Origin of the sequence: Xanthomonas hawaiiensis (genome assembly GCF_031834635.1) — a bacterium.
Taxonomy (GTDB): Bacteria; Pseudomonadota; Gammaproteobacteria; order Xanthomonadales; family Xanthomonadaceae; genus Xanthomonas_A; species Xanthomonas_A sacchari.
Window position 1 is genome coordinate 2,933,799 of sequence record NZ_CP115873.1, and the last position, 13,914, is coordinate 2,947,712.

A 13,914-nucleotide genomic window follows, 5' to 3' on the forward strand; every position below is an offset into this window, starting at 1 on the left:
ATGCGCAAGGGCATCGCGCTGATCGTCGGAGTCACTGGCATCTCCGGCTACAACCTCGCCAACGTACTGGTCGCCGACGGCTGGACCGTCTATGGGCTGGCGCGCCGCCCGGTGCCGCAGGAAGGCGTGATTCCGGTGGCGGCCGACCTGCTCGACCGCGACGCCACCGTCGCGGCGCTGCGCGGGCTGCCGATCACCCACGTGTTCTTCTGCACCTGGACCCGGCGCGACACCGAGAAGGAGAACGTCGCCGCCAACGGCGCGATGCTGCGGCACCTGTGCGAAGGCCTGGACGGGGCAGCGCTGCAGCACATGGCGCTGGTCACCGGCACCAAGCATTACCTCGGCTCGTTCGAGCACTACGGCAGCGGCAAGGCGGAGACGCCGTTCCGCGAGAGCGAACCGCGGCAACCGGGCGAGAATTTCTACTACACCCTGGAAGACCTGTTGTTCGATGCCGCCGCGCGCCATGGCTTCGGCTGGAGCGTGCACCGCTCGCACACCATGATCGGCCAGGCCAACGGCAGCAATGCGATGAACATGGGCGTGACCCTGGCGGTGTATGCGACGCTGTGCAAGCACACCGGGCAGCCGTTCGTGTTTCCCGGCTCGCGCGCGCAGTGGGACAGCCTCACCGACCTCACCGATGCCGGCCTGCTCGGCCGCCAACTGGCCTGGGCCGCAACCAATCCGGCCGCGCGCAACCAGGCCTTCAACACGGTCAACGGCGACGTGTTCCGCTGGCGCTGGATGTGGGGCGAGATCGCCGCGTTCTTCGGCCTGCAACCGGCCCCGTATCCGGATGCGCCGATGCCGCTGCAAGCGCGCCTGCAGGACGCCGCGCCGGCCCTGTGGCGCGAGATCGCCGAGCAGCATGGGCTGGTGCAGGCGGACGTGAACCAGCTCGCGTCGTGGTGGCATACCGATGCCGATCTCGGTCGCGAGATCGAGTGCGTCAACGACATGACCAAGAGCCGCGATCTCGGCTTCCTCGGCTACTACGACAGCCGCGCCTCGTTCCTGGAGCTGTTCACGCGGCTGCGTGCGCAGCGGGTGATTCCCTGAGGCACGCGGCTGGATGGAGAGTCGCCGATGCAGTGGGGAAGCGGCAATCCGGAAGGTTGCCGCCTATGGGGCACGCGGCGCGCTCCAGGACGGTCGCCGTTGTAGGAAGTTGTCTGGACATGCGAGGCATTGCCGCGGCGACGCGTTTGCTGGGCATGCTGTACGAAGTTTTTCGGCGCCGACAGCAACCAACGCCGGCGACATGCCCGGCTTCTTTCGTCGCGGCTGAAGCCGCTCCTACATGGAGTGCATGTGTAGGAGCGGCTTTCAGCCGCGACGGGCTCTACCGGTGATGCTCCGTCGCGGCTGAAGCCGCTCCTACGGGGCGCTTGCGCTAAAAGTGCTTTCGCCTGTCCGAGGATCTCCGGCGTCGGCAAATGCTGAAGCCGCTGCGGCTCGCTGCGTCGTTCGTCGCGCCTGACCTCGCTCCACCGCTCGGCGAAGCGACGATGTGCACTGTGGGAGGAACTTCAGTCCCGACGCGCACTGCATCAGGGAGCGGGACACTGCTTTTCTCGTGACCGCGGGCGCTGCACAGCCAGCGAGGCTGTCACGCCTGACCCCGCACGCAACAGGCTTCAGCGGCGCACGCCCCTCAGACCGCGATCATGCAACCTCACCGTGCAATGCGGCGGCACATCGCGGCCGCCACCACGCGCGTTCAAACGTCCGCAGGCGCCAATTCGCGCAGCTTGCCCTGGTGCAGTTCCAGCACCCGATCCAGCCTGCGCGCCAGGCTGCGGTCGTGGGTGACCAGGACCAGGCTGGTGCGCTGCGCGCGGTTGAGTTCGAGCATCAGCGCGAACACGTTGGCCGCGGTCTTGTCGTCGAGGTTGCCGGTCGGCTCGTCGCCGAGCACGCAGGCCGGGCGATTGACCAGCGCACGCGCCACTGCGGCGCGCTGGCGCTCGCCGCCGGACAGCTCGCCCGGCTTGTGCTCCAGGCGATGGCCCAGGCCCACCGATTCCAGCAACGCCCGCGCGCGCGCATCGGCGTCCTGCATCGGCGCGCCGCCGAGCAGCACCGGCATCATCACGTTCTCCAGCGCGGTGAACTCGGGCAGCAGGTGATGGAACTGGTAGACGAAGCCCAGCGAGCGGTTGCGCAACTGCCCGCGCGCCGCATCGGTCAGCGCCGACATGCGCTGACCGGCCACGTAGACCTCGCCCGAGGTCGGCACGTCGAGGCCGCCGAGCAGGTGCAGCAAGGTGCTCTTGCCGGCACCGGAGGCGCCGACGATGGCCACGGTCTCGCCCGCGGCCACGCTCAGTTCCAGGCCGTCGAACACCGGCGTGCGCATCTTGCCTTCGGCGTAGGTCTTGGCCAGGCCTTCGGCGCGGATCGCCGCGTCCGCTTGTGGCTTCTGCATTCCCGATTCCCGATTCCCCATTCCCGATTCCCTGCCCTCATTCATAGCGCAGCGCCTCCGCCGGCTGCGTGCGCGCCGCGCGCCAGGCCGGGTACAGCGTGGCCAGGAAGCTCATCAGCAAGGCCACGATGGTGATCACCATGACGTCGTGCGGCTGCATGTCGGTGGGCAGGCCGGTGATGTAGTAGACGTCCTCGGGCAGCAGCTTGATGTTGAACACCGCCTCGATGCCGGCCAGGATCCGCTCCAGGTTGAGCGTCAGCACGATGCCGCCGATCACGCCGGCGACGGTGCCGATCACGCCGATCAGCGTGCCCTGCACCATGAACACCTGCATCACCCCGCCCGGACTCAGCCCCAGCGTGCGCAGGATGGCGATGTCGGCCTGCTTGTCGGTCACCAGCATCACCTGCGAGGACACCAGGTTGAACGCACCCATTGCGATGATCAGCGACAGCAGGATGCCCATCACCGTCTTTTCCATCTTCAGCGACTGGTAGAGGTTGGCGTTCTCGCGGGTCCAGTCGCTGACCATGTACGGGCCGTGCAGGTTCAGCGCCAGGTCGCGCGCCACGTTCCAGGCCTGGTCCATGTCGTACAGCCGCAGGCGCACGCCGGTGACGCCGTCGCCCATGCGCAGCACGCGCTGCAGGTCGGGCATGCTGGTCACCGCCAGGCCGCGGTCGATCTCGTTGTAGCCGGCCTCGAAGATGCCGCTGACGGTGAAGCGCTTGTAGCGCGGCACCATGCCCATCGGGCTGGCCTGCGGCTCGCCGAGCATCACCACGACCTTGTCGCCCACGCCCACGCCCAGCCACAGCGCCAGTTCCTGGCCGAGCAGGATGTTGTACGAACCCGGGGTCAGGCTGTCGACCGAGCCCTGCTTCATCTTCTGCGCCAGCACCGAGACCTTGGCCTCTTCCTTGGGCAGGATGCCGCGGACGATCGCCGGCTGGTTGCGCTGGCCGGTGAGCAATGCCTCTTCTTCGACGTAGGGTGCGGCGCCGGCGACGCGCTTGTCGCGCATGGCCACGTCCACCGCGTGCTGCCAGTCCTCCATCGGCGCGCCCTGCGCGCTGACCGTGGCGTGCGCGGCCATCTGCAGCAGGCGGTCGCGGATCTCCTTCTGGAAGCCGCTCATCACCGCCAGGGTGGTGATCAGCACGGTCACGCCCAGGGCGATGCCGAGGATCGAGGCCATGGAGATGAAGGAAATGAAGTTGTTGCGGCGCTTGGCGCGCAGATAGCGCAGGCCGATGGCCACGGGTAAGGGTTTGAACATGCGCAGCCACCATCCAGGGAGCGCTATGGTGCCATTTGCGGCGGCGCAGACGAAGCGGCATGGGCGGCAGCGGCCAGACGCAGTTCACGTCGTGCCGCCGCCGGCAGCGTGTCCGGCCACCACGCCAGGCGCTGCGTGCGCCCCTGCGCGTCGCGCCAGCGCACGAACGCCAGCGGCCCGCGCCAGGCCACCTGCAGTTCGCTCACCGCCATGCCGTCGACGCTGGGCGCACCGGCACCGGCGGGAACCAGCAGCGTGCGCGGCGCGCGCCTGGCCTCGCGGCGCAGCAGCCACGCCGCGTACAGCAGCGCCAGCACAGCCGCCGGCCAGGCCAGGCGCGGCGGCAGGTCGGAGCCGAGCAGCGACAGCGGCGCCAATACGCCGAGCAGGGTCAGCGCGGCCAGCAGCCAGCGCGAGGGGCGCCAGTCAAGCCGGCATGGCGCGGATGGAGGCGATGAGATCGGCGGCGCGTGCATCGGGACAGGCCTCGTAGCCCATGAACCAGCGCCACAACTTATCGTCCTCGCAATCGAGCAGGTATAGGAAAACCCCGCGCTCGTCCTCGGAAGCCTCCCCCCAGCGCCGGTCCAGGTAGCGGCCGAACAACTGGTCCAGTTCGCGCATGCCGCGCCGGCAGCGCCAGCGCAGCTTCTTCAGTTCGGTGCTCTCGTCCATCGCATGCGCCCTTGCCTGGGGGCGGCGCCGCACGGCAGCCGCCGAAAACGAACGCGGCACCGAACCCGAAAGCCGGTGCCGCGCGGTCGGCGGGCAGGCCCGCCGCTTGGAACGTGTGCCGCTGCGATCAGGCGCGGCGCGCCATCATCAGCTTCTTGATCTCGGCGATCGCCAACGCCGGGTTCAGGCCCTTGGGGCAGGTCCGCGCACAGTTCATGATGGTGTGGCAGCGGTACAGCTTGAACGGATCTTCCAGATCGTCCAGGCGCGCACCGGTGTCCTCGTCGCGCGAATCGATGATCCAGCGATAGGCCTGCAGCAGGATCGCCGGGCCCAGGTAGCGCTCGCCGTTCCACCAGTAGCTCGGGCAGCTGGTCGAGCAGCACGCGCACAGGATGCACTCGTACAGGCCGTCGAGCTTCTTGCGGTCTTCCGGCGACTGCAACCGCTCGCGATCCGGCGGCGGCGGGGTCTGGGTGCGGATCCACGGCTTGATCGAGGCGTACTGCGCGTAGAAGTGGGTCAGGTCCGGCACCAGATCCTTGACCACGCTCATGTGCGGCAGCGGGTAGATCGGCACTTCCTTTTTGCCGCAGTCGGCGATCGCCTTGGTGCAGGCCAGCGTGTTGGTGCCGTCGATGTTCATCGCGCACGACCCGCAGATGCCCTCGCGGCACGAGCGGCGGAAGGTCAGGGTCGGGTCGATCTCGTTCTTGATCTTGATCAGCGCGTCCAGAACCATCGGGCCGCACGCGTCCAGATCCACCTCGTAGGTGTCGGTCCGCGGGTTGCTGTCGTCGTCCGGATTCCACCGGTAGACCTTGAAGGTCCGCACATTCTTCGCGCCCTTGGCGGGAAAGTGCTTGCCCTTGCCGATCTTGGAATTCTTGGGGAGGGTGAACTCTGCCATGGCTTTAAAATCCGGGAATGGGGATTGGGGAATGGGGAATGGGAAGCGGGAGCGAAGAGCGCATGCGCTGTTCTCGATTCCCGATTCCCTACTCCCGTTTCCCGGCTGTGGTCAGTAAACGCGCGGCTTCGGCGGCACCACGTCCACGTCCTTGCTGAGCGTGTACATGTGCACCGGGCGGTAGTCGAAGCTGCACTGGCCCTTGTCGTCGACGGTGACCAGCGTGTGCTTCTGCCAGTTGACGTCGTCGCGGTCGGGGAAATCCTCGTGGGCGTGCGCGCCGCGGCTTTCCTTGCGCTGTTCGGCCGAGTTGATCGTCGCCACCGCGTTGAGCAGCAGGTTGTTCAGCTCGTAGGTCTCGATCAGGTCGGAATTCCACACCAGCGAACGGTCGGACACCTTGACGTCCTCGAAGCTGGCGAAGATGTCGGCCATCTTGTCCACGCCTTCCTTCAGCGTCTTGCTGGTGCGGAACACCGCCGCGTCGGACTGCATGGTGCGCTGCATCTTGTCGCGGATCACCGAGGTCGGGGTGCTGCCGTTGGCGTTGCGCAGCTTGTCGAGCAGGCCCAGCGCCTTGTCGCAGGCGTCGCCCGGCAGGCCCTTGTGCGGGGCGCCGGTCTTGATCGTCTCGGCGCAGCGGTTGGCCACCGCGCGGCCGAACACCACCAGGTCGAGCAGCGAGTTGGAGCCCAGGCGGTTGGCGCCGTGCACCGACACGCAGGCGGCCTCGCCGATGGCGTACAGGCCCGGCACCACGGCATCGGGATTGTCGCCGTCCTTGCGCACCACTTCGCCGTGGTAGTTGGTGGGGATGCCGCCCATGTTGTAGTGCACGGTCGGGATCACCGGGATCGGCTGCTTGTGCACGTCGACGCCGGCGAAGATGCGCGCGCTCTCGGCGATGCCGGGCAGCTTGTCGTCGATCACGCCCGGGCCGAGGTGGGTCAGGTCGAGCAGGATGTGGTCCTTGTGCTCGCCGACGCCGCGGCCTTCGCGGATCTCGATGGTCATCGAACGCGACACCACGTCGCGCGAGGCCAGGTCCTTGTAGTGCGGTGCGTAGCGCTCCATGAAGCGCTCGCCGCTGCTGTTGCGCAGGATGCCGCCTTCGCCGCGCACGCCTTCGGTGATCAGGCAGCCGGCGCCGTAGATGCCGGTCGGGTGGAACTGCACGAACTCCATGTCCTGCATCGGCAGGCCGGCGCGCATCACCAGGCCGCCGCCGTCGCCGGTGCAGGTGTGCGCGGAGGTGGCGCTGAAGTAGGCGCGGCCGTAGCCGCCGGTGGCCAGCACCACGCCGTGGGCGCGGAACAGGTGCAGCGAGCCTTCGGCCATGTCCAGGGCGAGCACGCCGCGGCAGGCGCCTTCCTCGTCGAAGATCAGGTCGAGCGCGAAGTACTCGATCATGAAGCGCGCGTTGTGCGCCAGCGACTGCTGGTACAGCGTGTGCAGCATGGCGTGGCCGGTACGGTCGGCGGCGGCGCAGGTGCGCTGCGCGGACGGGCCTTCGCCGTACTTGGTGGTCATGCCGCCGAACGGACGCTGGTAGATCTTGCCGTCCTCGGTGCGGCTGAACGGCACGCCGTAGTGCTCCAGCTCGATGATCGCGGGGATCGCCTCGCGGCACATGTACTCGATGGCGTCCTGGTCGCCCAGCCAGTCCGAACCCTTGATGGTGTCGTAGAAGTGGTAGCGCCAGTCGTCCTCGCCCATGTTGCCGAGCGCGGCGGAGATGCCGCCCTGCGCGGCCACGGTGTGCGAACGGGTCGGGAAGACCTTGGTCAGGCAGACCGTCTGCAGGCCCTTCTGGGCCAGGCCGAAGGTCGCGCGCAGGCCGGCGCCGCCGGCGCCGACCACGACCATGTCGTACTTGTGTTCGGTGATCTTGTAAGCGGACATCGAAATGTGGTTCCTAGAGGGGGCGCCGGTGGATCAGGCGATGCCCAGCGCGATGCGCGCCACGGCGAAGATGCTGACGATGGCGCCGAGCACGGCGACGAAGCGCACGATGGTCTGCGCGGCCAGGGCCAGCAGCGAGGTGTGCACGTAGTCTTCCAGCACCACCTGCATGCCGAGCTGGGCGTGCCAGAACGCGGCGATCAGGAAGCCGACCAGCAGGATCGCGTTCCACGGCTTGGCCACGGCCTCGGTGGCGGCGACGTAGTCCGAACCGAGCAGGCTCAGCACGAAGATCAGGAACCAGATCGACAGCGGCACCAGGGCGGTGGCGGTCAGGCGCTGCAGCACGAAGTGCTCGGTGCCGGTCTTGGCCGCGCCCAGGCCGCGGACGTTCTTCAACGGGGTGCGATAGCGGCTCATGCGGAGGCTCCCAGCAGCACGTAGGCCCACACGGCGGCGGTCAGCACGAAGCTGAGCACGACCGACAGCCAGCCGATGGTGACGAAGGCACGGACCGCGTAGCCCTGGCCGAAGTCCTGCAGGATGTGGCGCAGGCCGCCGAACAGGTGGAAAGCGAAGCACCAGGTCCAGCCGAACAGGAACACCTGGCCGTACCAGGCACCGGCCATGTCGCGGAAGCAGTTCCAGGAAGAGGGACCGAGCATCAGCGCCAGCAGGCCGGCGGCGATGATCAGGGCACCGATCGACAACACGATGCCGGTGGCTCGATTCAGGATCGAGGTCACCATCTGGATCTGCCAGCGATAGACCTGCAGATGCGGGGAAAGAGGACGTTCGCGCGTAGCCATTCGCTGGGCTCGTTGTCTCGGCTGGGCGGCGTGCTTAAGGCCGCGTTGGCTCAAAGCTGCTCAAAAATCGATGCAGCGTCCGTTTTTCTCCCAGTCGCCGTAGCGCGTCGGCTCGAGGCCGCCGCGCCCGCCGATCTCCCGCGGCGCAGGCTCGGTCTGCGGAGGGGTGTCCTCGGCGGGCCGCTGCGTTTCGGGATCGGACTCGGGTGTGGGGGTTGGTTGGCCTATCATGCGGGTCTCACAACTCGTCAATTTTAGTCCTCCCCTCTCGTGCCTGACAACCTGAATCTGGAATCCGGCGGTTTTTCCGCCTTGCCACACCTGCAATACGTCGCATTGCGCGGTCCGGATGCAGTGGCCTTCGCCCATGCGCAGTTCGCCAACGACGTGCAGGCGCTGGCGCCCGGGCAATGGCAATGGAACGCCTGGCTCACCGCCAAGGGCCGGGTGATCGCGGTGTTCGCGCTGCTGCGCCAGGCCGACGACGCCTTGCTGATGCTGCTGGCCGACGGCGGCGCCGAGGAACTGGCAACGGCACTTGGCCGCTTCGTGTTCCGGCGCAAGCTGCGCGTCACGCTCGAGGACACGCTGCTTGCTTTCGGTCGCCCGAGCCTACCCGAGCAGGCCCGCGGCGCGACGTCGGCGCGCGATGAGGCCGGCGTGATCGAACTGGACATGGGCGGCGACGGCCTGCCGCGCACGCTGCGCCTGGTGCCGGCGCCGGTAGCGGACGCGCCGGCAGCCGACCCGGTGCTGACAGAGGCCTGGCGCGCGACCGACCTGCGCCTGGGCCTGGCCCGGCTTGCGCCGAGCCAGCGCGAACAATGGACGCCGCAGCAACTGGGCCTGGACCGGCTGCACGCCTTCAGCGTCAAGAAGGGCTGCTACCCCGGCCAGGAAATCGTCGCCCGCACCCACTTCCTGGGCAAGGCCAAGCGCGCGGCGCAGTTGCTGGAACTGGATGCGACCGTCGCGATCGACGCACCGGTGCTGCGCGACGGCCAGCCGTTCGGCAGCGTGGTCAGCGTCGCCGGCACCCTGGCGCTGGCGGTGCTGCCGCTGGACGAGACGCCACCGACGGGGCTGGACGTCGACGGCCACCCTGCACGTTGGCAGCCACTGGTCGACGGCCTGGCGCGCTGAGCGCGCCGGCGCTTCGCGCTGTTGCTTTTGCTATTCCCGATTCCCGATTCCCGACTCCCGGCTCTCCAGACGCACCCCACTCTCGGCATCGAAGAAGTGCAGCGCATCGCCGCGCACCGCCACCCGCAGGCGCTCGCCCAGGCCCGGCAGCGCGCGCGGCGCCACCCGCATCACCAGCGGCTGCGCGCCGTGGCTGAGATTGACGAAGATCTCGTTGCCGACCGGCTCGATCACCTCGATGGTGGCCTCGAAGGCACCCTGTGCGTCGTCGCTGGGCTGCAGGTGCTCCGGACGCACGCCGATCGCCAGTTCCCGGCCCAGCCACTGCGGCGCGATCTGCGCACCCGGCAGCGGCACCCGTCCGCCGTCCTGCAACTGCAACTGCAGACCGCCCTCTTCCACCAGCCGTCCACGCAGCACGTTCATCGCCGGGCTGCCGAGGAAGCCGGCCACGAACAGGTTGGCCGGGCGGTCGTACAGCGCCATCGGCGTGTCGATCTGCTGGATCAGCCCGTCCTTGAGCACCACGATGCGCTGGCCCAGGGTCATCGCCTCGACCTGGTCGTGGGTGACGTAGATCATGGTGGTGCCGAGCTTGCGGTGCAGCTGCGCGATCTCGGTGCGCACCGAATGGCGCAGCTTGGCGTCCAGGTTGGACAGCGGCTCGTCGAGCAGGAACACCGCCGGCTCGCGCACCAGCGCCCGGCCCAGCGCCACGCGCTGGCGCTGGCCGCCGGACATGGCGCGCGGCAGCTTGTCCAGCATCGGGGTCAGGCCCAGGGTGTCGGCGGCGGCGGCCACGCGCTGGCGGATGACCTCCTTGCTCTCGCCGCGCAGCTTGAGCCCGAACGCCAGGTTCTCGGCCACGGTCATGTGCGGGTACAGCGCATAGCTCTGGAACACCATGGCGATGTCGCGGTCCTTCGGCGCCACCTCGTTGACCACGCGCTCGCCGATGCGCAGTTCGCCGCCGCTGATCTCTTCCAGGCCGGCGATCATCCGCAGCAGCGTGGACTTGCCGCAGCCCGAGGGCCCGACCAGCACCATCAGTTCGCCGTCGGCCACTTCGAAGCTGGCCCCGTGCACGGCGACCTGGCCGTTGTCGTAGACCTTGCGGATGTTGTCCAGTTGTACTTTCGCCATGTATCCGGTTTCCGGCAGGAGGAACGGGCTGCCGCCGGTCCCTCCCGAGGGCAGTGCATACGAATGCGGGTCGCATCATGCCCGCGCGCAGGCAACAATGGATCGCGATGCGGTATTCTGCCATGTAACCGTTTTCACGGGGCAACATCGAGCCTGGGAGGGCATGCAATGCGATTCGCCAGCCGCCGTCATCCTGCCGGATGACAGTCGACCTGCAGCATGAGGCATTGGAGAGGTATGCTCAGAGGTCTGGCAGTCGTATTCATCTCCTGGATCGTGCGTTCCCGCCTGGCGGCCCTCCCGCGTCACGCCCTCGCCCGAACCGGCCGGATACAGGCCGTCGCCGCCGTTCGCTTTCCCACGCCACGTCACTCCCAGCCCCCAGGTGATCGACACCATGTCACCCGAAACCGAAACCCGGTCGATGCACGATACCTTCCTGTTGTTCGGCGCCACCGGCGATCTGGCCCAGCGCTATCTGTTCCCCTCGCTGCTGCGCATGCTCGACGACGGCTTCCTGCCGGAAGACTTCCGCATCCGCGCGCTGGCGCTGTCGCCGCACGACACCGCCAAGTTCCACGAGATCCTCAAGCCACGCCTGCAGGCGGCGATGCCGCAGATCGGCGAATCGATCGTGCAGGCGCTGCTGGCGCGCATCGACTACCGCTCGGTGGACCTGCGCGATGCCGAATCGGTGGCCGCCGCGGTGCGCGACCTGACCGCGCGCCGCTGCGTGAGCTACCTGGCGATCCCGCCGGGGCTGTACATCAGCACCTGCCAGGGCCTGGCCCTGGGCGGAGCGCTCGCCGCACCGCACCGGCTGATGCTGGAGAAGCCGATCGGCCACGATTCGGACAGCGCCCGCGAGATCGTGCAGGCGATCGGCGCGCTGATCGACGAGGACCGCGTGTTCCGCCTGGACCACTACCTGGGCAAGGCCGCGGTGCAGAACCTGATCGCGCTGCGCTTCGGCAACACGCTGCTGGAAGCGGTGTGGAACCGCAACTACATCGAGTCGGTGGACATCCTGGTCGCCGAGAGCGAGGGCGTGGACGGCCGCGACGCCTACTACGCGCGTTCCGGCGCGCTGCGCGACATGGTGCAGAGCCATATCCTGCAGTTGCTGTGCCTGGTGGCGATGGAGCCGCCGGCCTCGCTGGAAGCCGACCGCATCCGCGACGAGAAGGTCAAGGTGCTGCGCGCGCTGCGTCCGCTGAGCGCCGAGCATGCCGCCCGCGACAGCGTGCGCGGGCGCTACACCGCCGGCACCATCAACGGTCAGCCGGCGCAGGCCTACCAGCCGCCGGAAGGCAGCGACGTGGAAACCTTCGCCGCGGTCACCGCCTACATCGACAACTGGCGCTGGGCCGGAGTGCCGTTCCGGCTGTGCACCGGCAAGCGCCTGGCCGAGCGCTCCACCCGCGTGGTGGTCACGCTCAAGCCGGTCACCCACTGGCTGTTCGAGCGCCCGGCCGCGCAGCAGGTGGCGCCGAACCGGCTGACCTTCCAACTGCAGCCGCAGGAGAACATCGAACTGGGGCTGATGAGCAGCCTGGCCGGCCCGGAATGGGGCGCGCTGGAACTGCAGCCGCTGGAACTGGAACTGTCGGTGCCCACCGGCCTGCACCGGCGCATCGCCTACGAGCGGCTGATGCTCGACGCGCTGAACGGCAACCATGCGCTGTTCGTCCGCGACGACGAGGTGCGCGCCGCCTGGGCCTGGATCGACAGCGTCAGCGCCGCCTGGGCGCAGGCGCAGCTGCCGCTGCTGCCCTACCCGGCCGGCAGTTGGGGGCCGGAGGAAGCGCAGGCCTACGTGTCCTGCGACCAGGCCGGCGCCGCGCCGAAGGTCGCGCAATGAGCGCGCCGCAGCGCCCGGTGCTGGTCGCCGACATCGGCGGCACCAATGCCCGTTTCGCCCTCGCCGATCTCGACGCCTCGGTGCCGCTGCTCGACGACAGCACCCAGACCTACTCGGTGGTGGAATTCCCGTCGCTGGGCGACGCCGCTCGCCACTACCTGGAACAGACCGGGGTGGACGCGCGCAGCGGCACCTTCGCGGTCGCCGGCCGCGTCGACGGCGACGAGGCGCGCATCACCAACCATCCGTGGGTGATCTCGCGGGCGCGCACCCGCGCCATGCTCGGCTTCGACGAACTGCACCTGATCAACGACTTCGCCGCGCAGGCGATGGCGATCAGCCTGCTGCGGCCGCAGGACGTGGTCCAGGTCGGCGGCGCCAGTTGGACGCCGTCGCCGGTCGAGGTGCCGCGCAACTACGGCGTGATCGGCCCCGGCACCGGCCTGGGCGTGGGCGGCCTGCTGATGCGCGGCGGGCGCTGCTTTCCGCTGGAGACCGAGGGCGGCCACGTCAGCTTCCCGCCGGGCACGCCGGAGGAGATCCGCATTCTGGAACTGCTGTCGCAGCAGTTCGGCCGCGTCTCCAACGAACGCCTGATCTGCGGCCCCGGCCTGGTCAACATCCACCGCGCGCTGAGCGAGATGGCCGGCGACGATCCGGGCCCGCTGCAGCCGGAGGACATCACCGCGCGCGCCGCGCAGGGCGACTACCGGGCGATGCGCACGGTGGACGTGTTCTGCGCCGTGTTCGGCGCCATCGCCGGCGACCTGGTGCTGATGCAGGGCGCCTGGGACGGCGTGTTCCTGACCGGCGGGCTGGTGCCGAAGATGCTCGACGCGATCCAGCATTCCGGGTTCCGCCAGCGCTTCGAGCACAAGGGCCGGTTTTCGTCGATCATGGCGCGGGTGCCGTCGCTGGCGGTGATCCACCCCCGTCCCGGCCTGCTCGGCGCCGCCGCCTACGCGGTGGACGCCGCGCGGCAATCCCCAGGAGCCATCGCATGAGCCCCACGCTGTCCGACCGCATCACGCTGATCCGCTACGACGATCCGGACGAATGGATCGACGCGGCGGCGGCCGAGATCGGCACCGCGCTGCGCGAGGAGATCCAACGCCGCGGCGGCGCGCGCCTGCTGCTGTCCGGCGGCACCACCCCGGCGCCGGTGTACCAGGCGCTGGCCGAGCTGCCGCTGGACTGGTCGAAGCTGGAGGTCGGCCTGGTCGACGAGCGCTGGCTGTCGCCGCAGGACAGCGACAGCAACGCCTACCTGGTTCGGCACAGCCTGCTGGACCGTGCCGAGGAGGCGCGCTTCGAACCGCTGGTACGGGTCGGCAAGCCGCTGCAGGAGAGCGTGCACGCCGCCAACCTGCACGCGCAGCACGCCCCGGCCGCGTGCATGGCGGTGCTGGGCATGGGCGGCGACGGCCACACCGCTTCGCTGTTCCCCGGCGCCACCGACCTGAACAAGGCCCTGACCAACCCGCTGCCCTACGCCGCGCTCGACGCCACCGGCTGCCCCGGCGCCAACACCTGGCCGCTGCGCATCACCCTGACCCCGGCCGGCCTGGCGCCGATCGGCCAGCGCATGCTGCTGTTGCGCGGCAAGCAGAAGCTGGAGGTGCTGGAGCGCGCACTGGCCGGCACCGATCCGCACGAGTATCCGATCCGCGTCGCCTTCGATACGCCGGGTGCGCGCCTGCGCGTGCATTGGTGCGAGTGAGGCCGGGACTGGAGATTGGGGATTGGGGATTCGCA

At 68.9% G+C, this 13,914-nt stretch carries 15 protein-coding genes; 5 read left to right on the plus strand and 10 right to left on the minus strand.

Going from position 1 to position 13,914, the window contains the following annotated elements; all coding sequences use genetic code 11:
- Positions 1-1,065, plus strand: coding sequence for an SDR family oxidoreductase (locus PG878_RS12625; protein ID WP_209032558.1), 1,065 nt, complete (start codon positions 1-3; stop codon positions 1,063-1,065).
- Between the two features lie 661 nt (positions 1,066-1,726).
- Here the strand turns inward: PG878_RS12625 and lolD are convergent.
- From lolD to PG878_RS12670, 9 genes are all read right to left on the minus strand, one after another.
- Positions 1,727-2,434, minus strand: a complete 708-nt coding sequence (gene lolD / locus PG878_RS12630; RefSeq protein ID WP_425510434.1) for a lipoprotein-releasing ABC transporter ATP-binding protein LolD — start codon at positions 2,432-2,434, stop codon at positions 1,727-1,729.
- Positions 2,435-2,471: 37 nt separating this feature from the next.
- Positions 2,472-3,716, minus strand: a complete 1,245-nt coding sequence (locus PG878_RS12635; protein ID WP_160965081.1) for a lipoprotein-releasing ABC transporter permease subunit — start codon at positions 3,714-3,716, stop codon at positions 2,472-2,474.
- 23 nt (positions 3,717-3,739) lie between these two features.
- Positions 3,740-4,192 (minus strand): hypothetical protein, encoded by a 453-nt coding sequence (locus PG878_RS12640; protein WP_209032560.1) that lies wholly within the window; start codon positions 4,190-4,192, stop codon positions 3,740-3,742.
- Positions 4,143-4,391 carry an FAD assembly factor SdhE gene (locus tag PG878_RS12645; protein WP_017912578.1) on the minus strand — a complete coding sequence of 83 codons (249 nt, stop codon included), beginning with the start codon at positions 4,389-4,391 and terminating at the stop codon, positions 4,143-4,145. Before PG878_RS12645 ends, PG878_RS12640 begins: the two co-directional genes overlap by 50 nt.
- A gap of 127 nt (positions 4,392-4,518) precedes the next feature.
- Complete coding sequence (locus tag PG878_RS12650; protein ID WP_010342653.1) at positions 4,519-5,301, minus strand: succinate dehydrogenase iron-sulfur subunit; 783 nt, start codon at positions 5,299-5,301, stop codon at positions 4,519-4,521.
- Between the two features lie 111 nt (positions 5,302-5,412).
- Positions 5,413-7,203 (minus strand): succinate dehydrogenase flavoprotein subunit, encoded by a 1,791-nt coding sequence (gene sdhA, locus PG878_RS12655; protein ID WP_010342654.1) that lies wholly within the window; start codon positions 7,201-7,203, stop codon positions 5,413-5,415.
- A 33-nt stretch (positions 7,204-7,236) separates the two neighbouring features.
- Positions 7,237-7,623, minus strand: coding sequence for a succinate dehydrogenase, hydrophobic membrane anchor protein (gene sdhD / locus PG878_RS12660; RefSeq protein WP_010342655.1), 387 nt, complete (start codon positions 7,621-7,623; stop codon positions 7,237-7,239).
- Positions 7,620-8,012 (minus strand): succinate dehydrogenase, cytochrome b556 subunit, encoded by a 393-nt coding sequence (sdhC, locus tag PG878_RS12665; protein WP_209032561.1) that lies wholly within the window; start codon positions 8,010-8,012, stop codon positions 7,620-7,622. The genes sdhD and sdhC overlap by 4 nt, the downstream gene beginning before the upstream one ends.
- A gap of 60 nt (positions 8,013-8,072) precedes the next feature.
- Complete coding sequence (locus PG878_RS12670) at positions 8,073-8,381, minus strand: DUF1674 domain-containing protein (RefSeq protein ID WP_311163249.1); 309 nt, start codon at positions 8,379-8,381, stop codon at positions 8,073-8,075.
- On the opposite strand from PG878_RS12670, the gene ygfZ reads away from it, so the two are divergent.
- Positions 8,283-9,155, plus strand: a complete 873-nt coding sequence (gene ygfZ / locus PG878_RS12675) for a CAF17-like 4Fe-4S cluster assembly/insertion protein YgfZ (protein WP_209032562.1) — start codon at positions 8,283-8,285, stop codon at positions 9,153-9,155. The genes PG878_RS12670 and ygfZ overlap by 99 nt on opposite strands.
- 30 nt (positions 9,156-9,185) lie before the next feature.
- Here ygfZ and PG878_RS12680 read toward each other — a convergent pair whose 3' ends face one another.
- Positions 9,186-10,298, minus strand: a complete 1,113-nt coding sequence (locus PG878_RS12680; RefSeq protein WP_209032563.1) for an ABC transporter ATP-binding protein — start codon at positions 10,296-10,298, stop codon at positions 9,186-9,188.
- A 424-nt stretch (positions 10,299-10,722) separates the two neighbouring features.
- Between PG878_RS12680 and zwf the strand changes: the two genes are divergently transcribed.
- The 3 genes from zwf to pgl are packed head-to-tail and all read left to right on the plus strand — an operon-like array spanning position 10,723 to position 13,879.
- Complete coding sequence (zwf, locus tag PG878_RS12685; protein WP_209032613.1) at positions 10,723-12,159, plus strand: glucose-6-phosphate dehydrogenase; 1,437 nt, start codon at positions 10,723-10,725, stop codon at positions 12,157-12,159.
- Entirely contained in the window at positions 12,156-13,163 is a 1,008-nt protein-coding gene (gene glk / locus PG878_RS12690) for a glucokinase (RefSeq protein ID WP_209032564.1), read from the plus strand. Before zwf ends, glk begins: the two co-directional genes overlap by 4 nt.
- Positions 13,160-13,879 (plus strand): 6-phosphogluconolactonase, encoded by a 720-nt coding sequence (gene pgl, locus PG878_RS12695; protein ID WP_010342663.1) that lies wholly within the window; start codon positions 13,160-13,162, stop codon positions 13,877-13,879. Before glk ends, pgl begins: the two co-directional genes overlap by 4 nt.
- Positions 13,880-13,914: the final 35 nt, after the last annotated feature.